The 20,988-nt window shown below is 71.2% G+C and carries 15 protein-coding genes; 12 read left to right on the top strand and 3 right to left on the bottom strand.

What is annotated here, in order from left to right:
- Window positions 1–53: 53 nt before the first annotated feature.
- Genes AB0O24_RS05895 through AB0O24_RS05875 form a run of 5 tightly spaced genes read left to right on the top strand, consistent with a single transcriptional unit; the run spans window position 54 to window position 6,100 of the window.
- Window positions 54–659 (top strand): sigma-70 family RNA polymerase sigma factor, encoded by a 606-nt coding sequence (locus AB0O24_RS05895; protein WP_058597207.1) that lies wholly within the window; start codon window positions 54–56, stop codon window positions 657–659.
- A complete protein-coding gene (locus AB0O24_RS05890) occupies window positions 656–898 on the top strand; it encodes a zf-HC2 domain-containing protein (protein WP_058597188.1) in 243 nt (80 codons plus the stop codon). Before AB0O24_RS05895 ends, AB0O24_RS05890 begins: the two co-directional genes overlap by 4 nt.
- Window positions 899–941: 43 nt before the next feature.
- Entirely contained in the window at window positions 942–2,252 is a 1,311-nt protein-coding gene (locus AB0O24_RS05885) for a GNAT family N-acetyltransferase (protein WP_363373299.1), read from the top strand.
- A gap of 36 nt (window positions 2,253–2,288) precedes the next feature.
- Window positions 2,289–4,802, top strand: coding sequence for a DUF2156 domain-containing protein (locus AB0O24_RS05880; RefSeq protein WP_363373297.1), 2,514 nt, complete (start codon window positions 2,289–2,291; stop codon window positions 4,800–4,802).
- Entirely contained in the window at window positions 4,799–6,100 is a 1,302-nt protein-coding gene (locus AB0O24_RS05875) for an alpha/beta hydrolase-fold protein (RefSeq protein WP_363373294.1), read from the top strand. Before AB0O24_RS05880 ends, AB0O24_RS05875 begins: the two co-directional genes overlap by 4 nt.
- A 139-nt stretch (window positions 6,101–6,239) precedes the next feature.
- On the opposite strand, the gene AB0O24_RS05870 is transcribed toward AB0O24_RS05875, so the two are convergent.
- A complete protein-coding gene (locus AB0O24_RS05870; protein WP_363373287.1) occupies window positions 6,240–9,917 on the bottom strand; it encodes a multifunctional oxoglutarate decarboxylase/oxoglutarate dehydrogenase thiamine pyrophosphate-binding subunit/dihydrolipoyllysine-residue succinyltransferase subunit in 3,678 nt (1,225 codons plus the stop codon).
- A gap of 139 nt (window positions 9,918–10,056) precedes the next feature.
- Between AB0O24_RS05870 and AB0O24_RS05865 the strand changes: the two genes are divergently transcribed.
- Complete coding sequence (locus AB0O24_RS05865) at window positions 10,057–11,511, top strand: GuaB1 family IMP dehydrogenase-related protein (protein ID WP_363373284.1); 1,455 nt, start codon at window positions 10,057–10,059, stop codon at window positions 11,509–11,511.
- 6 nt (window positions 11,512–11,517) lie between these two features.
- Here the strand turns inward: AB0O24_RS05865 and AB0O24_RS05860 are convergent, their stop codons facing one another.
- A complete protein-coding gene (locus AB0O24_RS05860; protein ID WP_363373281.1) occupies window positions 11,518–12,546 on the bottom strand; it encodes a glycoside hydrolase family 76 protein in 1,029 nt (342 codons plus the stop codon).
- 155 nt (window positions 12,547–12,701) lie between these two features.
- On the opposite strand from AB0O24_RS05860, the gene AB0O24_RS05855 reads away from it, so the two are divergent.
- Together AB0O24_RS05855 and AB0O24_RS05850 are read left to right on the top strand one after the other, a co-directional pair.
- Entirely contained in the window at window positions 12,702–14,045 is a 1,344-nt protein-coding gene (locus AB0O24_RS05855; RefSeq protein ID WP_275800647.1) for a hemolysin family protein, read from the top strand.
- Entirely contained in the window at window positions 14,042–15,097 is a 1,056-nt protein-coding gene (locus AB0O24_RS05850) for a hemolysin family protein (RefSeq protein ID WP_275800645.1), read from the top strand. Before AB0O24_RS05855 ends, AB0O24_RS05850 begins: the two co-directional genes overlap by 4 nt.
- A gap of 63 nt (window positions 15,098–15,160) precedes the next feature.
- On the opposite strand, the gene AB0O24_RS05845 is transcribed toward AB0O24_RS05850, so the two are convergent.
- Window positions 15,161–16,219 (bottom strand): NADH:flavin oxidoreductase/NADH oxidase, encoded by a 1,059-nt coding sequence (locus AB0O24_RS05845; protein ID WP_363373276.1) that lies wholly within the window; start codon window positions 16,217–16,219, stop codon window positions 15,161–15,163.
- Window positions 16,220–16,247: 28 nt separating this feature from the next.
- On the opposite strand from AB0O24_RS05845, the gene AB0O24_RS05840 reads away from it, so the two are divergent.
- The 4 genes from AB0O24_RS05840 to AB0O24_RS05825 all read left to right on the top strand — a co-directional run bounded on the left by AB0O24_RS05840 (window position 16,248) and on the right by AB0O24_RS05825 (window position 20,942).
- The gene (locus tag AB0O24_RS05840; RefSeq protein WP_363373274.1) at window positions 16,248–17,105 is read left to right on the top strand and encodes an ADP/ATP-dependent (S)-NAD(P)H-hydrate dehydratase; all 858 of its coding nucleotides are present in this window, start codon (window positions 16,248–16,250) and stop codon (window positions 17,103–17,105) included.
- Between the two features lie 75 nt (window positions 17,106–17,180).
- Window positions 17,181–18,485 carry a glycosyltransferase family 87 protein gene (locus AB0O24_RS05835; protein ID WP_275800640.1) on the top strand — a complete coding sequence of 435 codons (1,305 nt, stop codon included), beginning with the start codon at window positions 17,181–17,183 and terminating at the stop codon, window positions 18,483–18,485.
- A 10-nt stretch (window positions 18,486–18,495) separates the two neighbouring features.
- Complete coding sequence (locus tag AB0O24_RS05830; RefSeq protein ID WP_275800638.1) at window positions 18,496–18,825, top strand: thiamine-binding protein; 330 nt, start codon at window positions 18,496–18,498, stop codon at window positions 18,823–18,825.
- Between the two features lie 158 nt (window positions 18,826–18,983).
- Window positions 18,984–20,942, top strand: coding sequence for a serine/threonine-protein kinase (locus tag AB0O24_RS05825; protein WP_275800636.1), 1,959 nt, complete (start codon window positions 18,984–18,986; stop codon window positions 20,940–20,942).
- Window positions 20,943–20,988 lie beyond the last annotated feature (46 nt).

Raw genomic sequence — 20,988 nt, 5'->3', positions numbered from 1 at the left:
TGCGCATGACCATCCCGGTGGTCGTCGACACGCCCGACGTAGACTGGCGCCCAATGGACGACACGGCAGACACCCTCCCGCCGGTGGCGGAACCCCGCGCGCAGTTCGAAGAGCAGGCGCTGCCCTTTATGGACCAGCTGTACGCGGCGGCGATGCGCATGACGCGCAACCCCGCCGACGCGGCCGACCTCGTGCAAGAGACGTTCGTCAAGGCCTACGGGTCGTGGGCGACGTTCACCCAGGGCACCAATCTCAAGGCGTGGCTGTACCGGATTCTCACGAACACGTACATCAACACGTACCGCAAGAAGCAGCGCGAGCCGTACCAGAGCGCGATCGACGACCTCGAGGACTGGCAGCTCGGCGGCGCCGAGTCGACGACCGCGACCAGCGCGCGCTCGGCCGAGGCCGAGGCCATCGATCACATGCCCGCGTCGGTCGTCAAGGACGCGCTGCAGTCGATCCCCGAAGACTTCCGCCTGGCGGTATACCTCGCCGACGTGGAGGGCTTCGCCTACCAAGAGATCGCCGACATCATGAAAACCCCGATCGGCACGGTCATGAGTCGTCTGCACCGCGGCCGACGGCTGCTGCGCGACCTGCTGTCGGACTACGCGAAAGAACGCGGCTTCCAGGCCGCGACAGGAGAGAAGAAATGAGCGACTGCGGCTGCGACCAGGCACGGCGCGACCTGGAGGAGTACCTCCGCAACGAGGTCTGCAAGACCGAGGCGAAGGACATCCGGGACCATCTCGAGAACTGCCCCGGATGCCAGGACGAGGCGCTCGTCGCCCGCACGCTGACCGAAGTGGTCGCGCGGGCCTGCAAAGAGACGGCGCCGGAGGAACTCCGCGACCAGGTGCTCGCCAGACTCCGCTCGGTTCAGGCCGCTCACTGACGCGGACGGGCGGCGGCCGCACGCGGGTCCGTAGGCTGGGGGTATGGCCACGACCGACACGCGCGCTCTCGCTCTCGACGCCACCTCCGCCGCCGACCTGGAGGCCAGCGGCCTCCAGTACGCCCTTGTACAGGCCGACCACGAGGGCTTCGAGCCTTTCCTGCGTGCGGTGTCACGAGGATTCCTCGGTGAGGATCCCTCCGCGGACGAGGTCGAGAGTGCTCGCCGGGCGCTGACGCCGCGTCGTCTGACCGGCGTGTTCGACCGTGCGGGCGTCGCCCCCGAGTCACCCGTCGCGACCGTCGATTCGTGGGCCACCGAGCTCACCGTGTCGCCCGGGCGGACGATCCCCCTCTGGTCGATCAGCGCCGTCACGGTGGCTCCGACCCACCGACGCCGGGGGATCGCCCGCGCGATGCTCACGGGCGAACTGCGCACCGCGGCCGCCGCGGGCTTTCCGCTCGCCGGACTGACGGTCACCGAGGCGACGATCTACGGGCGGTGGGGGTTCTCTCCCGCCGCCTGGGCCTCCGACGTCGTCGTCGACACGCGGCGCGCGCGGTGGACCGGTCCCGTCGCGCCGGGGCGCCTGGACTTCGTCTCGCGCGAGAGCCTCCCCGAGCGACTGAGCCGCGTCCACGAGAGGGTTCGCCTCGAACGTCCCGGGTCCGTGCCCGGCTGGGAGGGGCGTTGGCGCGGCATGGCCGGTCTCACCCCCGACGCCAAGGACGGCAACAAGGTGCGCGCCGTGTCGTACCGCGACGCGGCGGGCGAGGAACGCGGCATCCTCGTGTACACGCTCGACCCCGGACCGAACGACGACTACTCGGCGCACGTCCTGAGCGTGCGGGCGCTCTTCGCCGACGGCGACGAGGCCGCAGCCGCGCTGTGGCGCTTCGCGATCGAACACGATCTCGTCGGCGAGGTCAAGGCGTCGCTGCAGCCCGCCGTCCCGCCGGTTCAGTGGATGGTCGCCGACCGTCGGGCCGTGACGGCGACGCTCACCGACCACCACTGGCTGCGCATCCTCGACGTGCCCGGGGCCCTGAGCGCGCGCCGCTACGCGCGTGCTCTCGACGTCGTCCTGCGGGTCGAGGATCCCCTCGGCTTCGCCGATGGCGCGTGGAGCCTGCGCATCGACGCCGACGGGGTGGCGGAGGTCGACGCGGCCCCCGAGTCCCGCGACGTCGACGTCGAGCTGTCTGTCGCCGCGCTCAGCTCGCTGCTGCTCGGCGGCGTCCGAGCCCGTGAGCTCGCTGCCGCGGGCCTCGTGCGCGGTTCGGCGGCGGCACTGGCCGCGGTCGACGCCGCCTTCGTTCCGGACGTCGCCCCTCTCCTGGACATCTGGTACTGAGCGTCTCTCATAGGGTCGCCCCGTAACCTCCTGCCGATGTCCGACGCCCCACCCCCCTCCCCGCCGCGGCGCTCGCGGTTCCGGGTCGATCCGCGCGCCCTCGCGGCGGCCCTCGGGCGATACGTACGGGCCAACCCGGTCGCGGTGTGCATCGCGGTGCTGGTCACCGCGTCGGCGGCGGCGACGGGCACGCTCTGGGGTGACGACGCTCTCATCTGGGGCGCGGGTCCCCTCGCCACGTTCGCCTCCGGACGGTGGTGGACGATCGCGACCGCGCTGTTCATCCCGGACTCGCCGATCGACGCGATCACGTCGGTGGTTCTCGCCCTGACGGCGCTCGCCGCGGCCGAACGACTCCTCGGCTCCCGGCGGACCGGCATCCTGTATCTCGTCATCGGGATCGTCGGGCTTCTCGCCGGTGTGGGTATGCACGCGGCCGTCTGGTCGGTGACCGATCTGCGGCCGGTCGTGGCCGCCGAGGTGCCGGTCCTCGACCCCACGACACCGCTCGCGGGTGTCGTGATGGTGGCCAGCGCTTTCGCCCTCACCCTGTGGCGTCGTCGACTCCGCCTGGTCGGGTTCGCCCTGCTCTCGCTCTTCGCGCTCTACGCCGGTGACGCGGACTCCTGGTACCGCATCATCGCGGCGACCATCGGACTCGTCGTGGGCGCGGTGCTCGCCCGGGGGATCGAGCGACGGTCCTGGCATCGCAGCTCCGCGCGCGAGACGCGGACGCTCCTGGCACTGATGGTCGCCGTCGTGGGGAGCGGGCCACTCGTCGCGCTCATCAGCGGCGGCGGCCGCGGACCCCTGTCTCTCGTGGTCGACGCGTACACCCAGTACGACGACGCCCTCCTCGCGCGGTGCGAACAGCTCTCGGAGTCGGTCTGCAACGAGCAGGTCGCGCTGTTGATGACCCGGGGGCTGGGACCGGCGTTGCTGGCGATCGTTCCCCTCGCCCTCATGCTTGTCGCCGCGTGGGGGCTGCGCCAGGGTCGCCGCGCGGCTCTCGTCCTCGCGGTCCTCACCCTCGTGATGTCCGCCGTCTCGCCCCTCGTCGCCCTGGCGAACGGCCGGCTGCGCATCGATCCGTGGGTCGACGGCAGTGGTGCCGAGTATGTGCTGTGGGCCCTGGCATCCGTCGTCATCCCCCTGGTTCTTGCCGCCGCCCTGGTGGTGGCGAGGCGCCGTTTCCCCGTGCGCGCGACGCGGCGCGCGGCGCGCACCTTCGCCGTCATCGTCGGGCTCGCCTTCGTCGCCATCGGCTCGGGCTTCTTCGTCACCGAGGAGCTGGGGCGGCGCGCCTTCGACCGCGAGATCTCGGTGCTCGACATGCTGGGACTCACGCTGCGCCGGTTCTTCCCGCCGTCGTACACCACGCCCGGAGCCTCGGGATTCCCGCACCACGGCGTGGCCCTCTTCGCCTACCAGTGGGTCGGCGTTCTCTTCTGGGCGATCGTGATCGCGGCGATCCTGTGGCTGTACCGCCGGGTGCAGCGCCCGGATGCCGACGACGACTCGCTCTACCGGGAACTGCTGCGGCGGGGGAGCGACACCCTCGGTTTCCTCGGCACGTGGGAGGGAAACCGGCACTGGTCGTCGGCCGATCGGCAGAGTGCCATCGCGTATCGACTGGTCGGCGACGTGGCGCTCGCCGTCGGCGACCCCCTGACGCCGCCCGGTGGGCGCCCCGAGGCGCTACGGGCCTTCACCGATTTCTGCGTCGAGCACGGGTGGACACCTGCGTTCTACAGCATCCATTCCGATACCGCGGACGATCTGCGCGATCTCGGGTGGAGGCAGATCCCCGTCGGCGTCGAGACGGTCATGGATCTTCCCGGGCTGACGTTCGCGGGCAAAGCGTGGCAGAAGGTCCGGCAGCCGATGACGCGCGCGGAGCGCGAGGGCTACACCGCCGTCTGGACCCGATGGCACGAGCTGACGGTGTCGCAGGTGTCGCAGGTGACCGCCATCGACGAGGAATGGGTGGCCGATCGCGCCCTGCCCGAGATGGGCTTCACGCTCGGCTCCCTCGATGAGCTGCGCGACCGCGACGTCCGTCTGCTCCTGGCGGTCGGGCCCGACGACCGCATCGAAGCGGTGACGAGCTGGATGCCGAGCTGGACCGACGGCGAGCTCACGGGGTGGACGCTCGACTTCATGCGTCGACGCACCGACGGGCCCAACGGGATGATGGAGTTCCTCATCGCGAAGGCGGCCCTGCAGCTGCAGTCGGAGGGGGCGACGGTCCTCAGCCTGTCGGGAGCGCCTCTCGCGGACGATCCCGACGAGCCGGCGGACGGCGACCCCGGTCCGCTGCGGGCTCTGCTGCGGTGGCTCGCCGAGGTGCTCGAACCCGCGTACGGCTTCGCGTCGCTGTTCCGATTCAAGGGCAAGTTCCGCCCGCGGTACCGCCCGCTCTCGCTCGCCTACCGTGACCCGCTCCAGCTTCCGGCGATCGGGGCGGCCGTCGGCCGCGCCTACCTCCCCGACGCGTCGCGCCGTGAGATCGTCGCTTTGGCGAGAACCGCATGGGAGGGGCGCCGGTGAACCGTTTCGTGCTGTCCTTCGAACTCATCGACAGTCCCCTGCTCACGATCTGCGCGGTGATCGCGGGTCTGGGCGTGATCGCCGTGATCGCGTGGTCGCCGCGGCGGATCGTCCCGACGCTGCTCATCGGCGCCAGCGCGGGCATCCTCATGTACATCGTCGCGCACATCCTGGAAGCCAGGGGACTCTTTCAGGGGCCGCTGCCGGCGCACGCGGCCACCTGGGCCACGGGCGGGATCGTCGCCGTCGCCATCGGTGTCGTGGGCATCTGCCGCCGCCCGTGGGGGCGTCGGGTGGTGGGCGTGGTGACGGTGCTCGCCGGCCTCTTCGCGGCCGCGCTCGGCGTCAACACGTCGTACGGCGTCACGCACAACCTCGCGGCCATTCTGGGCGTGCAGGCCCTCGACCCCGCGTCGTTGCCCGCACCCACCGCGACAGCGGGCGATCCGGCGACGCTGTACCAGAACTGGCAGCCCCCCGCGGGAATGCCGTCGAAGGGCTCGGTGAGCGCCCTGACGGGGGATGCCAAGATCCCGACGGGGCAGTACGCCGCGCGCGACGCCTCGCTCTACCTGCCGCCGGCGGCGCAGGTCGCGAACCCGCCGGCTCTGCCGCTCCTGGTGTTCATGATGGGGCAGCCGGGTTCCCCCGACCCGACCAACCTCGCCAAGGCGCTCGACGCGTTCGCCGCTCAGCACAACGGTCTCGCTCCCATCGCCGTGGTCGTCGACCAGCTGGGTGCGCCCGACAGAGACCCGGCCTGCGTCGACTCCGCGAAGTACGGCGCCGTGTCGACCTACATCAACCAGCTCGTGCCACAGTGGGCGGAGGCGAAGCTCAACATCGTCAAGGACCACCGATACTGGACCATCGGCGGGTTCTCGAACGGCGGGTCGTGCGCCGCGGTGTACGGCGCGAAGCATCCCGAGGTGTGGGGTCAGATGCTCGACATCATGGGCAACGAGTTCCCGGGGTCCGAGCACGTCGACAAGACCGTCGCGGAGGTGTTCAACGGCGACGCGAACGCGTTCCAGGCGACGAAGCCGTCGGTCATCATGGCCGCCGCGCTGCCCGGCACCTACACCGGCCACCTCGCGATCTTCACGTGGGGGAGCGAGGACACCACCTACGGCCCCGGGCAGAAGGCGAACTCCGAGGCCGCCCAGGCCGCGGGATTCACCGTCGTGACCTACGTCGTGCCGGGAGCGGGACACACGGGTGAAGCACTGGATGCCAGCCTCGCGTACTCCCTCCCCGTGCTGGCCCCGGTGCTCGGTCTGGCTCCGCCCGCGTCCTGACGCGCCTGTGCCCTGACGGGTCCCGGCGTCCTGCGGGGCCATGGACCCGCGCGGGTCGGGAGCGCACGGGCCCAGACGGCGTGAGGGCGCGCACGAGAAAAGGCCCGGTCTTCCGACCGGGCCCTTCTCGTGGGGAGGATCAGCGCTCGAGAGCAGCCTTCATGATCGCGGCGTGCTCGTTCGCGTGCACCTTGGGTGAGCCGGTCGCCGTGGAGGCTGCGGCAGCGCGCGAGATGACGCGGATCGGGCGACCCAGCTTGTCGTCGACCTCGAGCGCGATGAAGGGCCACGCGCCCTGGTTCTCGGGCTCGTCCTGCACCCACACCAGTTCGGCGTTCGGGTAGTGGTCGAGCGCGCGGGTGAGCTCTTCGATCGGCGCCGGGTAGTACTGCTCGAGCCGGACGAGGGCGATCTCGGGGTTCGGGTTCTTGTCGAGCTCGGCCCGCAGATCCCAGTGGATCTTTCCGGCGTGCAGCAGCACGCGCTTCACGGCGCCGCCGTCGAGACCGCGGTCATCGTCGAGCACCGGCTCGAAGCGCCCCTCGAGGAAGTCCTCGACCGGGCTCGTCGCCCCGCGCAGGCGCAGCATGGCCTTCGGGGTGAAGACGATAAGCGGACGGCGGGGGCGCTGGTACGCCTGGCGACGCAGCAGGTGGAAGTACGACGCGGGCGTCGAGGGACGCGCGACGATCATGTTGTCCTGCGCGCACATCTGCAGGTAGCGCTCGATGCGTGCCGACGAGTGGTCGGGACCCTGACCCTCGTAGCCGTGGGGGAGCAGCAGCACGACGCTCGACTGCTGCGCCCACTTCTGGTCGGCCGACGAGATGAACTCGTCGATGACCGACTGGGCGCCGTTCGCGAAGTCGCCGAACTGCGCCTCCCACAGCACGAGCGCGTCGGAGCGCTCGACCGAGTAGCCGTACTCGAACGCCATCGCGGCGTACTCGCTCAGCAGCGAGTCGTAGACCCAGAATCGACCCTGGTTCTCGCTCAGGTTCGCGAGCGGTAGCCACTCCTGGCCGTTCTTGCGGTCGTGAAGCACCGCGTGACGCTGCACGAACGTGCCGCGGCGCGAGTCCTGACCCGCGAGGCGGACGGGCGTTCCTTCCATGAGCACCGAGCCGAAGGCGAGGAGCTCGCCGAAGGCCCAGTCGATGCCGCCGTTGCGGCTCATGTCGAATCGCTTCTCGAGCAGCTGCTGGAGCTTGTTGTGCACCGTGAAGCCGTCGGGCTTGTTCACGAAGGCGTCGCCGATGTGGTGGACGACCTCTCGCGACACGCCGGTCGTCTCGGGCGCGCCGGTCGGCACGTCGTCGGCGGCCTCGGTCGAGATGACGGGGTTCGTCCCGGTCTCGGCCTCGTGCGTGTCGGCGAAAGCGACTTCGAGACGGTTCTGGAAGTCCTGCTTGGCCTGCTCGTACTCGTCTTCGGTGATGTCACCACGGCCGACGAGCGACTCGGTGTACAGGCGACGGACCGAGCGCTTCGCCTCAATGAGGTTCGTCATCAGCGGCTGCGTCATCGAGGGGTCGTCGCCCTCGTTGTGACCGCGGCGGCGGTAGCAGACGAGGTCGATCACGACGTCGCGGTGGAACTCCTCGCGGTACATGAACGCGAGCTCCGCGGCGCGGACGACGGCCTCGGGGTCGTCGCCGTTCACGTGCAGGACGGGAGCCTGGATCGTCTTGGCGACGTCGGTGGCGTACACCGAGGTGCGGGCGTCGGTCGGCGTGGTGGTGAAGCCGACCTGGTTGTTCACCACGACGTGGATCGTGCCGCCGGTGCGGTAGCCGCGCAGCTGCGACATCTGCAGCGTCTCGACGACGACGCCCTGACCCGCGAACGCGGCGTCGCCGTGCACGAGGATGGGCAGCCACGAGAAGGTCCCGATGGGCTTGCGGTCCTGCTTGGCGCGGACGATGCCCTCGAGCACGCCGTCGACGGTCTCGAGGTGCGACGGGTTCGCAGCGAGGTACACGGGGAGCTCTTCGCCGTTGTCGCCGACGAAGGTGCCCTCGGTTCCGAGGTGGTACTTCACGTCGCCCGAGCCGCGCTTGCTGCCCACGGCGACGGCGCCCTCGAACTCGCGGAAGACCTGGCCGTACGTCTTGCCGCCGATGTTGGTCAGCACGTTGAGACGACCGCGGTGGGCCATGCCGATCGCGGCGCCGTCGAGGCCCTTGGATGCGGCGCCCTGAAGGATCTGGTCGAGCAGCGGGATGAGCGACTCGCCGCCCTCGAGGCTGAAGCGCTTCTGGCCGACGTACTTCGTCTGCAGGAAGGTCTCGAACGCCTCGGCCTGGTTCAGCTTCGACAGGATGCGCAGCTGCTCGTCGTGGCCGGGCTTGGTGTACTTGACCTCGACGTTGTTCTGGAACCAGGTGCGCTGCACGGGGTCTTGGATGTGCATGTACTCGACGCCGATGGTGCGGCAGTACGAGTCGCGCAGAACGCCGAGGATGTCGCGGAGCTTCGCCACCCGCCGGTTGCCGAGACCCCCGGTCACGAACTCGCGGTCGAGGTCCCAGAACGTGAGTCCGTGCGACTCGATCTCGAGGTCGGGGTGCGTGCGCTGGACGTACTCGAGCGGGTCGATGTCGGCCATGAGGTGGCCGCGGACGCGGTAGGAGTTGATGAGCTCCTGCACGCGTGCGCTCTTGTCGATGCGCTCCGAAATGTCGACGTTGATGTCGGCGGCCCAGTGGATCGGTGCGTACGGAATGCGCAGCGCCGCGAAGATGTCGTCGTAGAAGCCGCGCTGCCCGATGAGCAGCTCGTGCACCTTCTTGAGGAACTCGCCCGAGCCCGCCCCCTGGATGACGCGGTGGTCGTAGGTGCTGGTGAGGGTGATCGTCTTGCCGATCGCGAACTCGTTGAGCGTCTTCTCGCTCGCGCCCTGGAACTCGGCCGGGTAGTCGAGCGCACCGGCGCCGATGATCGCGCCCTGGCCGCGCATGAGGCGGGGGACCGAGTGCACCGTGCCGATGCCGCCGGGGTTCGTCAGCGAGATCGTGGTGCCCTGGAAGTCGGCCGGGGTCAGCTTGTTGTTGCGCGCACGGCGCACGAGGTCTTCGTACGAGGCGAGGAACTCGCCGAACGTGAGGGTGTCGGCGCGCTTGATGCTCGGCACGAGGAGGGCGCGCGACCCGTCGGGCTTGGGCATGTCGATCGCGATGCCCAGGTTGATGTGCGCGGGCGCCACGACCGAGGGCTTGCCGTCGATCTCGGCGTAGGAGACGTTCTGGCTCGGGAACTCCTTGAGCGCCTGGATCAGCGCCCACCCGATGAGGTGCGTGAAGCTCACCTTGCCGCCGCGCGTGCGCGACATGTGGTTGTTGATGACGATGCGGTTGTCGATCATCAGCTTCGCCGGGATCGTGCGGACGCTCGTCGCCGTCGGGACCGTCAGCGAGTCGTCCATGTTGGATGCCAGTGCCTTCGGCATCCCCTTCAGGACCGTCACGCGGTCTTCTTCGGTGCTCTCGGTCCCCGACGAGGGCGCCGCGGCGGGCGCCTGCGCGGGGATCGGCTGGGGAGCCGCGGGCTTCGTCGTGGTGCGGGCCACGGGAGCCTGACCGACCACGGGAATGGGGGCCGTCACGGGCTTCGGCTCGGCCGCGGGGGCCGAGGGAGGACTGCCGGCCGCGGCGGATCCGTCGACGACCGGGTGGTACGCCTCCAGAATCGGCCACCAGGCCTTGTCCACGGAGTGCTTGTCGACTTTGAACTGTTCGTAGAGTTCGTCTACGAGCCACTCGTTCGCGCCGAACTCGCCCTCGCTCGAAGTACCGACGCCCGTCACCTGGCTCGACACAGTCGATCGCCTGCTTTCCTCGATGAAGATTCCTGTGGAATGCGCACGACGTCACCGTCACGCACTCTCTCAACCCTAGCCGAGGTTTCTGGACGGCTTCCGGGTCTTTACATTCCCCTGATGTGGTGAGGTGGATGCCATGGAGTTCTCCGGTGCTCAGCCTGACGTCGATCTGACCTACTCGGACGTCTTCCTCGTCCCGCGGCATTCGGAGGTGCGCAGCCGCCTCGATGTGGACCTCGCCCCGGGGGACGGCAGCGGGGCGACCCTGCCGCTGGTTTCGGCCAACATGAACTCGGTCACCGGGACGCGGTTGGCGGCGACGCTGGCGCGCCGTGGCGGTCTCGGCGTCCTGCCGCAGGATCTGCCGCTGCCCGAGCTCGTGGACGCGGTCGGCTGGGTCAAGGCGCAGCCCGTGGCGTGGGACGCTCCGCTCGTCCTTCCCCCGTCGGCGACCGTCGCCGACGCACGTCTCATCCTCCCTCCCGTGCCGGGCCGCGGGATCGTCGTCGCCGATCCCCGCGACGACGGCGTGATCGCCCTGACCGACTTCCGCGGCATCGTTCCCGCTCCGCGCCTGGCCACGGCGCTCCCGGATGCCACCCTCGGCGACATCGCCCGGACGGACGCGCCGCTGGTCGAGGTGACGCAGGTCGGCGATCCCCGTGAGGTGTTCGCGCTCGTGGGCGAGGCCGACATCGTCGCCGTGGTCGACGGCGACCGGATCGTCGGCACGCTGTCCGCGCGCAGCGCGCTGCGCGACTCGGTGTACCGTCCGGCCGTCGACGCTGAGGGGCGCCTGATCGTCGCCGCGGCCGTCGGCGTCAACGGCGATGTCGCGGGGAAGGCCCGCGCGCTCGCCGCGGCCGGGGTCGACGTGCTCGTCGTCGACACGGCGCACGGGCACCAGGCGCAGATGCTGCGCGCGCTCCGCGAGGTCGCGGCGCTGGACCTCGGCATCCCGATCGCCGCGGGCAACGTCGTCACCGCCGAGGGCGTGCGCGACCTCACCGATGCCGGTGCGTCGATCCTCAAGGTCGGTGTCGGTCCGGGCGCGATGTGCACGACCCGCATGATGACCGCCGTCGGTCGCCCGCAGTTCTCGGCCGTCCTCGAGACGGCCGAGGCGGCGCGCGGCGTCGGGGCGCACGTGTGGGCGGACGGCGGCGTGCGTTACCCCCGCGACGTCGCCCTCGCGCTCGCGGCGGGCGCGGCATCCGTGATGATCGGCTCGTGGTTCGCGGGGACGATCGAGTCCCCGGGGCGCCTCCGCACCGATGAGGGCGGTCGCATCTACAAGGAGTCGTGGGGCATGGCCTCGACGAAGGCTGTGCAGGGGCGCTTCGGCCGGCTCGATCCGTTCGAACGCGCCCGCAAAGAGCTCTTCGCCGAGGGCATCTCGTCGTCGCGCATCTACCTCGACCCGCAGCGTCCGGGCCTGGAAGACCTGCTCGACATGATCACTTCGGGCGTGCGCTCGTCGTTCACGTACGCGGGTGCGGCCACGGTGGCGGAGTTCCACGAGCGTGCGCGCGTCGGACTCCAGTCGGCCGCCGGCTACGAAGAGGGCAAGGCCCTTCCCGTCAGCTGGTGAAGGCCGTCAGTCGGTGACCGATGCCGCGACGTCGGCCTCGAGCGTGATCCACGCCCCGAGCTGGACCGAGAGGTCGAGGTCGTCGCCGTCGGCGCGTGCCGCCCAACGCGGGTCGGCGGGGAACAGGTCGCCGCGACGGCCCTCCCACAGCGCCTCGGCGTTGACGCGAACCAGGCGTCGCGCGCTGTCCGAGACCGCTCGACGCTCGTCGTCCGCGGGGTCGTCGGCGAACGACACGGCGGCCTCCGCGAGATGGCGGGCGAGGATGCCGGCGAACAGACCGCCGTCCCCGCCCCCGACGGCGGGGAACAGGCCGCCGTCCGGGGCGCACCAGCGCTCGACCGCCGCGACGAGGCCCGCGGCGCGAGCGAGGTGCGCATCGCGGGAATCGGCGTCGGGCGCCGTCTCCGCGAGGGCGAGAGCCGAGCCGATCGCCACCCCCTGGTTGTACGTCCACAGCTCGGGCCGGACGACGCCGTGCTCGACGCCGTCGCGGACGAGTCCCGTCCCGGGGTCGTCGAGGGCCCGGGCGACCCACGCGTCGAGATCGACGGCCGAGCCGCGTCGCGCGGTCCACGCCAGGGCGATCGCGGAGGGGGAGTTGGCGGGCGCGTTGTAGAGGCTGCTGCCCACCGCCCACGGCAGAGCCCCCACGGCGGGGTCGATCGCGTCGTCGAGTCGGCGGACGAGCCGCTCGATCCGCCGATCCCCGAGGTCGTAGCGCTGGAGGGCGAGGGTCATCCACGCGACGTCGTCGTAGAACGGCGTGGTCCAGCGCCCGAGCGTGCGCAGGGTGACGCCGCGGTGCAGCTCCCGCAGGAGGCGAGCGCGGCGCGGATCGGGGCGGTGCTCCTGCGCCTCGCTGAACGCGTGCACGAGATGCGCATGCCACCAGTAGTGCCACGTGCGCGCCCCCGAGACTCCGGGCGCCGCGGCGTGCGCCCACGCGACCGGGCCGAAGCGATGGACGAAGCGACGGACGACGGCGGCCTCGGCGGACATCGCGCGCGCCTGCGCCGGGGAGGTGGCATCCATTCCCCCATCCTGCCCGCGGAACGGATCTGATCGGACCGGCCGCGAGGGATGCGGGGCTGCCCTAGAATCGTCGGCACGATGGACGACCCTCCCAGTTGTAGACCCAGGCCCCAACGACCCTCTCCCGCCGACCGCTCGAGCGGGGGTGATGCCTGATGGATTACGTCATGCTGGGCGTGGGGCTGCTCCTCACCGTGGGAACCGGACTCTTCGTCGCGAGCGAGTTCGCGCTGGTCAACCTCGACCGCGCCGACCTCGAAGCCCGCCGCGAAGCCGGCGAGTCCCGACTGTCGCTCACGATCGATGCACTGCGCATCACCTCGACGCACCTGTCGAGCGCGCAGCTGGGCATCACGCTGACGACGCTTCTCACCGGTTACACGATGGAACCGGCGATCTCGAACCTGCTGCGCCCCGTGTTCGCGTCGTGGGGACTGCCCGAGGCGGTGACCGTCTCGGTCGCGGCCGTCATCGGCGTCGGTTTTGCGACCGTGCTGTCGATGATCCTGGGCGAACTGGTGCCGAAGAACTTCGCGCTCGCCATCCCGCGGCAGACGGCGAAGCTCGTCATCCCGTTCCAGGTCGCCTTCACCGCCGTCTTCAAGCCCGCGATCGTCGTGCTCAACGGCAGCGCCAACGGCGTGCTGCGCGCCATGGGCGTGGAGCCCAAGGAGGAGCTGTCGGGGGCCCGGTCGGCCGAGGAGCTGTCGAGCCTCGTCAAGCGGTCGGCGAGCGCCGGCATGCTCGAGAAGGACACCGCCTCGCTGCTGGATCGCAGCCTCACGTTCGCGCGCCTCAGCGCGGCCGACGTCATGACGCCCCGCCCGAGCGTTCACGCGCTCGCCGCGGGCGACCCCACCGACGACGTCGTGCAGCTCGCCCGACGGACCGGGCACAGCCGTTTTCCCGTGTACGGCGAGTCGATGGACGACATCGTCGGCGTCGTGCACCTCAAGGCCGCGATCGGCGTGCCCCGCGAGAAGCGCGGCGAGGTGCCGGTGGCGGCCCTCGCCACCGAACCACTCCGCGTTCCCGAGACGGTGCACCTCGACGCCCTCGTGTCGGAGCTGCGTTCGCGCGGCTACCAGATGGCGATCGTCGTCGATGAGTACGGCGGGACAGCGGGCATCGTGACGCTCGAGGATCTCGTCGAGGAGATCGTCGGCGAGGTGCTCGACGAGCACGACCGCTCGCGCGCGGGCGTGGTGCGCACGGCCGTGTCGCTGACCTTCCCCGGCGACCTGCGTCCCGACGAGGCGCTCGACCGTGCGGGCGTCCGCGTGCCCGAGGGCGACGCCTACGACACCGTGGGCGGCTTCATCATGGCGACCCTCGAACGGATCCCCGCGGTGGGGGACACCGTCGACATCGAGGAGGGCGTCCTGACCGTGAACCGCATGGACGGCCGTCGTGTCGATCGCGTGGAGTACACGGCCAACCCGGTGGAGGAGAACATCGACGACCTCGTGCGCGCCGCGAAGGGCGGTGATCAGCGATGAGCGATTGGGCAGGAATCGCCTGGCTCGTCGTGCTGCTGGTGGCCAACGCCTTCTTCGTCGGCGCGGAGTTCGCGGTCATCTCGGCGCGTCGCTCGCAGGTCGAGCCGCTCGCGGAGCGCGGTTCTCGCGCGGCCAAGACGGCCCTCTACGCGATGGAGCACGCGACGCTCATGCTGGCCACGTGCCAGCTCGGCATCACGATCTGCTCGCTGCTGATCCTGAACGTCTCGGAGCCGGCGATCCACCACCTGCTCGAGGGGCCGCTGGGGCTCACCGGGCTGCCCGAGGCGGCCGTCGGCGTGGTCGGCTTCGTCGTCGCCCTGCTGCTGGTGTCGTACCTGCACGTCGTGTTCGGCGAGATGGTTCCGAAGAACCTGGCGTTCTCGCTGCCCGACCGGGCGGTGCTCATGCTCGCCCCGCCGCTCGTCGCGGTGTCGAAGGCGTTCCACCCGATCATCGTCGCGCTGAACTGGACCGCGAACCACGTGCTGCGGCTCTTCCGGGTCGAGCCCAAGGATGAGGCGGCATCCACCTTCACCCTCGATGAGGTCGCCACCATCGTGAACCAGTCGCGGCGCGAGGGCGTGCTCGACGACGCCGCGGGTACGGTCACGGCGGTCGTGGAGTTCACCGAGAAGAAGGCCGCCGACATCGCCGTGCCGATGGCCGAGCTCGTCACGCTGCCGGAGCGGACCACGCCGGGCGAGATCGAGCGCGCGGTCGCGCAGCACGGTTACTCGCGATACGTGATCGTCGACGAGGCCGGCCATCCCACGGGCTACGTGCACCTCAAGGACGTGCTCCGCGCGGCGGACGGGTCGGATGCCGACATGGCGCGCCCCATCCCGAGCAAGCGCATCCACCACATGGTGTCGGTGCTCGAGACGACCGACCTGGAGGACGCCCTCGCTCTCATGCGCCGCTCCGGTCGTCACCTCGCGCAGGTGCGCGATGAGGCCGGCGACGTGCGCGCGGTGCTCTTCCTCGAGGACGTCATCGAAGAGCTGGTCGGCGAGGTGCAGGACGCGACCGCGCGTCGCCGCTTCGCCTGAACGCAGAACACCGGATGCCACGGGGCCCTGGCCTCGTGGCATCCGGTGTTCTTCGAAGGCGGATCAGTAGGCGCGGAGGTACTGCGCGGGAGCGGGAACGGGGTCGCCGAGCGTCGCCGCGGCGCGAAGCGCGTAGTGCGGGTCGCGGAGCCATTCGCGGGCGGACAGGATCGCGTCGGCGCGGCCGTCGGCCAGGATCTGCTCGCCGAAGGTCGGGTCGTCGATCATTCCGACGGCGGCGACGAGCAGCCCGGTCTCGCGGCGGACGGTCGCCGCGTAGTCGACCTGGTATCCCGGCCCGGGGACGATGTGCTGATGCGGCACGAGCCCGCCGCTCGAGACGTCGATGAGATCGGCGCCCGCCTCGGCGACCAGCCGGGACGCGGCGACGGTGTCGGCCACGTCCCACCCGCCCTCGGCGGCGTCGGTCGCCGAGAACCGGACGAACACGGCGGCGTCGGGAGCGGCGGCGCGCACGGCCTCGGTCACGCGCACGACGAGGCGCACGCGGTTCTCGAAGGAGCCGCCGTACGCGTCGTCGCGGTGGTTGGTCAGCGGCGAGAGGAACTGGTGCAGGAGGTAGCCGTGGGCGGCGTGGATCTCGACGACCTCGAATCCGGCCGCGACCGCCCGGCGGGCGGCATCCGCGAAATCGGCGACGACCTTCTCGATGCCTGCCGCATCCAACGCGACCGGTTCGGCGAAGGAGTCGTACGCGAGCGCCGAGGGGGCGACGGTCGTCCAGCCGCCGTCCGCGGGCGCGACGCTGCCGCGGCCACCGGTGAGCGGCGACGTGGTCGACGCTTTGCGTCCCGCGTGGCCGAGCTGCACGCCCGCGACCGAACCGCGCGCGCGGATCGCCGCGACGATCGGGGCCCACGTTTCGGCCTGTGCGTCGTTCCAGAGGCCGACGTCGTCGGGCGAGATGCGCCCCTCCGGGGAGACGGCGGTCGCTTCGGCGATGACGAGGCCCGCACCCCCGGCCGCGAACTGGGCGAGGTGGACGTGGTGCCAGTCGTTCGGCATCCCCTCGGTCGCGCTGTACTGGCACATGGGCGAGACCCACAGGCGGTTGCGCGTCTCGATACCGCGGACGGACAGGGGTGTGAAGAGGGTGCTCACGGGGACCTTTGCGTTCTATGGTGACGCCATGACGGCGAAGGAATGGACCGGGGAGGATGCCTCCCGCGCCCTGCGGAGGCCAACGGCCCGCGACGACAAGTATTCCCGCGGGGTGGTGGGTCTTCGCACGGGATCGACCCGGTACCCGGGCGCCGCGATGCTCGGCGTCGAGGCCGCGTGGCGCACCGGCACGGGCATGGTGCGCTACCTCGGACCCGAGCGCGCGCAGGATCTCGTGCTGCAGCGCCGACCCGAGACGGTGACCGCCGACGGGCGCGTGCAGGCGTGGGTGATCGGATCGGGAACGGATGCCGCCGAGCGTGACGCGGCCGAGACGGCGGCGCTGCGCGGCCTGCTGAACGGCGACCTCCCCGTCGTCGTCGACGCCGGTGCGCTCGATCTCGTCGTCGGGGCCAGCGCCCCCGTCATCGTGACGCCGCACGCGCGGGAACTCGATCGTCTCCGCTCCGATCTGGGGCTGCCGTCGATGGATGCCACGGACGACGACGCTCGCGAGGAGGCGGCGCGCGAGACCGCTGCGGCGTTCGGCGGCGTGGTCCTGCTGAAGGGGGCGACGACGATCGTCGCGACCGCGGGCGGGTGGACCCGTCGGGTGCGGGCGGGCACACCCTGGCTCGCGACCGCGGGGACCGGTGACGTGCTCGCGGGAGTTCTCGGCGCCGTGACGGCGGGCGCGGTCGCCGAGGATCGCGTCGGTCTCGACGACCTCGCCGCGTGCGCCGCGACGGCGGCGTGGCTGCACGGGACGGCCGGGCGGGCGGCATCCGGGATCCACGGGGGAGCGGGCGGGCCGATCACCGCGCTCGACGTGGCGGAGGCGTTGCCGCGGGTGATCGCGGAGGTGCTGTCGGACTCGATCGCGTAACGGTTGCCGCGTCCGCACCGGCCGAGGGCGGCTGCCCGTCCGGGCCGTCGGGGGTCTCCCGCTTAGGATGAGGCGGTGCTGAGGCGTGTCGTTCCCCTGTTGATCGCGTTCGTCGCCGTGCACGTCACCGTGGCGGTCCTCGGCTACCAGCAGCCGAACGAACCCATGGGTGACGTGTACCTGGTGTACGAACCCTGGTCGCGCTGCGCGCTGTTCGGGGGCATCGACGTGACCTCGTGCACGCGGTCCACGACGTGGGAATGGCCCGGCATCACCGAGAAGTGGATCTACCCGCAGCTCGCCTTCGTGCCCATGACCTTCGCGTGGGTGTTCGCGTGGGCGATCGGCTACACCCCGGCGTGGGCGCTCACCGTGTCGCTGGCGAACCTCGTCGCCTTCGTCATCCTCGTCGGCAAGGGCCGCTCGACCGGCCGGGTCGTGGCCGCGTGGTTCTGGCTCGCCGCGATCCTGCTCATCGGGCCGGTGGGGCTCTACCGTATCGACGGGATCACGGTGCCGTTCGCGATCCTCGGCAGCATCTGGCTCGTGCGGCGGCCGTTCGTGGCATCCGTCCTCCTGTCGATCGCGGTGTGGATGAAGGTATGGCCCGCGGCGATCCTCGCGGCGGGACTCATCGTGGTGCGTCGCCGGCTCTCGCTCGTCTGGGGCGCGGTCGCGGTGTCGCTGGCCACGGTCATCCCCGTGGTGGCGCTGGGCGGTGCGCCGTTCGTGCTCGGCTTCGTGGGGGATCAGACCTCGCGTGGGATCCAGATGGAGGCGCCCGTCGGGGGTCTGTACATGATCCTCGCCTCGTTCTACGTCCCGGGCTCGGAGGTCTATTACGACGGCGGCGTGCTCACGTTCCAGGTGACCGGTCCCGGCGTCGAGCCGGTCATCGCGATCATGACCCCGCTGATGCTCCTCGTCATGGCCGGTGTCGCGGTCGTTGGTGCGCGCAAGCTCTGGGCGGGCGCGACCTTCGTGACCCTGTTCCCACCGCTCTCGCTGGCCCTCGTGACCGCGTTCATCGCGCTCAACAAGGTCGGCTCGCCGCAGTACTACGTGTGGGTGTTCGCCCCCGTGATCCTCGGGCTGATAATCGATCGTCGTCGGTGGTACGGTCTCGCGGCGCTCACCCTCGTGATCGCCGGGCTCACGCAGTGGATGTACCCGATGGTCTACGACGGCCTGATGGCCACGCACCCCGCTCCCTTCCCGGTCTTCCTGCTCGAGGCGCGCAACATCCTCGCGCTCGTGCTCATGGTGTGGGCGATCGTGCGCGTGGTGCGGGTGCCCGTGGGGCGCGTCGCGCGCCCCGGCGACCTGCGCGAGTTGGTGACGGGCCGCCGCACGACGACGGTCGCGGCGACGGCCGACTAACCTCGACAGCATGCTCGTCGCCTTCTCCGTCGCCCCGTCCGGAACGGGCAGCCTGTCTGCCGAGAACACCGACGGGTCGGTGCACGATGCCGTGGCGGCCGCGGTCTCCATCGTGCGCTCCTCGGGCCTCGCTCACCGCACCACCTCGATGTTCACCGAGATCGAGGGCGAGTGGGACGAGGTGTTCGACGTCGTCAAGCGCGCCACCGAGGCGGTCCTGCCGTACGGCTCGCGCGTGTCGCTCGTGCTCAAGGCCGACATCCGACCCGGCCGCACGGGCGAGATCGACGGCAAGATCGAGCGCCTCGAGCGCGCGATCGACGACGCCGCATCGGAGTGAGTCCGCGCTGACCCGGGCGGGCGTCGCGCGGCCGTCCGCTCGGCGGCCCCTTGCCGCGCCGTCGCGCGTCGCGCAAGCGGCGGGACCACGCGCCGCGCAAGCGTCAGGATCGAAGCGCGCGGCCGGATAAATTGAGAGAGGGAGAGCGGGGGGAACGGGTGGAACCGGAGATCGGTGAGGCGCTGGGCGCCTCGTACCGTTTCGTCGACCGGATCGGATCCGGCGCCGCGGGCGAAGTCTGGCGTGTGCGCGACGTGCGCGACGAATCACTGCGCGCCGCGAAGGTGCTCCGCCGGGAACACGCGCAGGATGCCGACCTCGTCGAACGTTTCATCCGCGAGCGCACCGTGCTCACCCGACTGCGCGACCCGCACGTCGTCGCGGTGCGCGACCTCGTGGTCGAGGGCGAGCGCCTCGCGATCATCATGGACCTGGTCGAGGGCGGGAGCCTGCGTCAGGCCCTCGACGAGCGCGGCACCCTGCCGCCCGCCGAAGCCGTCGCCCTCACCGCGGCCGTGCTCGACGCGCTCGCCGCCGCGCACGCGGTGGGCACGGTCCACCGCGACATCAAGCCCGACAACGTGCTGCTCGATCGTGACGCGCGAGACGGCGACGACCCCGGGGCTGCCGTCCGTGTCGTCGACTTCGGCATCGCGCGCGTGCTCGACGAGCGTCGGCGCTCGACGACCGCGGTCATCGGCACGCCCGAGTACATGTCGCCCGAGCTCGTCACCATCGGAGAGGCCGGGCCGCCGAGCGACGTCTATGCCAGCGGCATCCTGCTCTACGAACTCCTCTCCGGGCGGACGCCGTTCGCCGGCCCCGGCACCGACTTCACCGTCGCGTATCGGCACGTCAGCGCAGAAGTGCCCCCGCTCGACGTGCCCGATGACCTCTGGCGCGTTCTGGCCCGCCTGCTCGCGAAGGCCCCGGCGGATCGCCCCTCGGCCGCGGAGGCCGCGACGACCCTGCGGCGCCTGCGAGGGTCGGTCGCGGAGCTCGCGGCTCTCACGCCGGTCGCCGCTCCCGAGGGTTTCGCCGAGGCGGAAAGGCCCGCAACCGTGCTCCGGGGCGTCGCCCCGACGGGGCCCGAACCGGTGGCGGTGCCGTCGGATGAGCCCGCCCCCGACCTCGGTGCGGCGAGCCAGGCCACCGTGCTCCGGCCGATGCCCCGCCGCGAGGCGCCCCAGCCGGTCGAGGCAGAGACCGAGACGAAGACCTCGCTGTGGACCCGGATGCCGCGCGGCCGCGCCCTCTGGATCGCGGGAGCCGCGGTGGTCGCCGTGGCCGCGGTCGCGGCGTTCTTCCTGTTCCGTCCTCCCGCGGGGGAGGCCGCACCGGCCGCGGCCGGACCCGTCGTGACCTCCAGCCAGCAGGACCGGGCCCTGCCGACCGGACTGAGCGTGAGCCGCTCGGTCAGCTACGACCCGGAGAAGAAGCTGGCGACCGTCACGATCGAGTACGGCGCGCAGAATGCTCCCCTCGGCGGGCCGTTCCTCGAGGTGCTGCCCGGCGCCGCGGAATCGGACGCGTGTCCCGCCGTCACGTGGTCGGACGCCACGGTCGATCGCAACCAGGCGAGCGTCACCGGCATCTCGGTGCCGTGCGGATGGAGCGTCGACGGCCTGACCGTCCCGACGCAGGATTCGGTCACCGTCACCGCCCAGGTCTCGATCGCGCTGAACGGCCAAGAGGCCGTCGATGCCTGGCTGAAGGCGGCCGCGGCGGCCACGACGAAGGCGATCTCGGACTCCGAGGTGTCGGGGGCGGCGTATCCCGTGCAGCGGCTGCGCAGCGTTCAGGTCACGACGCCCTCTCGCACCGTCGGCGGGACGGCGCTGCCCGTCACGCTGCTCCCCGTCTGGCCCAGCGGTCCGGATCCGGTGAACCCCCTGTTCACGAGCCCGTCGGTCGGGGAGCCGAGCGCCATGCTCGACGCCGTCGCCGGGGGGACCAGCGGGGTGCGCTTCAGCGACGGGTGCGCCGGAGCGCTGACGGTCTCATCGGACGGTCTCGTGGTGACGGCGCTGTCGGTCGCCCCCGACTGCACGGTCCGTGCGCGGGTCGGCAACTTCACCGACCTCGTGAGCCCGCCGTTCGGCATCACGACGCGCTGAGGCGCGCGGAGTCGCGCTGGGGCGCGCCGAGTCGCGTGCGGAGCAG

Origin of the sequence: Microbacterium sp. NPDC086615 (assembly GCF_040686055.1) — a bacterium.
Classification (GTDB): Bacteria; Actinomycetota; Actinomycetes; order Actinomycetales; family Microbacteriaceae; genus Microbacterium.
Note: the sequence above shows the minus strand (reverse complement) of the source record. Positions and strands in the feature narration are given on the sequence as shown.

What these genes read in the sequence shown, in the direction of transcription:
- AB0O24_RS05895 (WP_058597207.1), top strand. Translation starts at nt 54, where the DNA reads ATGGACGACACGGCAGACACCCTCCCGCCGGTGGCGGAACCCCGCGCG.
- AB0O24_RS05890 (WP_058597188.1), top strand. Translation starts at nt 656, where the DNA reads ATGAGCGACTGCGGCTGCGACCAGGCACGGCGCGACCTGGAGGAGTAC.
- AB0O24_RS05885 (WP_363373299.1), top strand. Translation starts at nt 942, where the DNA reads ATGGCCACGACCGACACGCGCGCTCTCGCTCTCGACGCCACCTCCGCC.
- AB0O24_RS05880 (WP_363373297.1), top strand. Translation starts at nt 2,289, where the DNA reads ATGTCCGACGCCCCACCCCCCTCCCCGCCGCGGCGCTCGCGGTTCCGG.
- AB0O24_RS05865 (WP_363373284.1), top strand. Translation starts at nt 10,057, where the DNA reads ATGGAGTTCTCCGGTGCTCAGCCTGACGTCGATCTGACCTACTCGGAC.
- AB0O24_RS05860 (WP_363373281.1), bottom strand. Translation starts at nt 12,546, where the DNA reads ATGGATGCCACCTCCCCGGCGCAGGCGCGCGCGATGTCCGCCGAGGCC.
- AB0O24_RS05855 (WP_275800647.1), top strand. Translation starts at nt 12,702, where the DNA reads ATGGATTACGTCATGCTGGGCGTGGGGCTGCTCCTCACCGTGGGAACC.
- AB0O24_RS05850 (WP_275800645.1), top strand. Translation starts at nt 14,042, where the DNA reads ATGAGCGATTGGGCAGGAATCGCCTGGCTCGTCGTGCTGCTGGTGGCC.
- AB0O24_RS05840 (WP_363373274.1), top strand. Translation starts at nt 16,248, where the DNA reads ATGACGGCGAAGGAATGGACCGGGGAGGATGCCTCCCGCGCCCTGCGG.
- AB0O24_RS05830 (WP_275800638.1), top strand. Translation starts at nt 18,496, where the DNA reads ATGCTCGTCGCCTTCTCCGTCGCCCCGTCCGGAACGGGCAGCCTGTCT.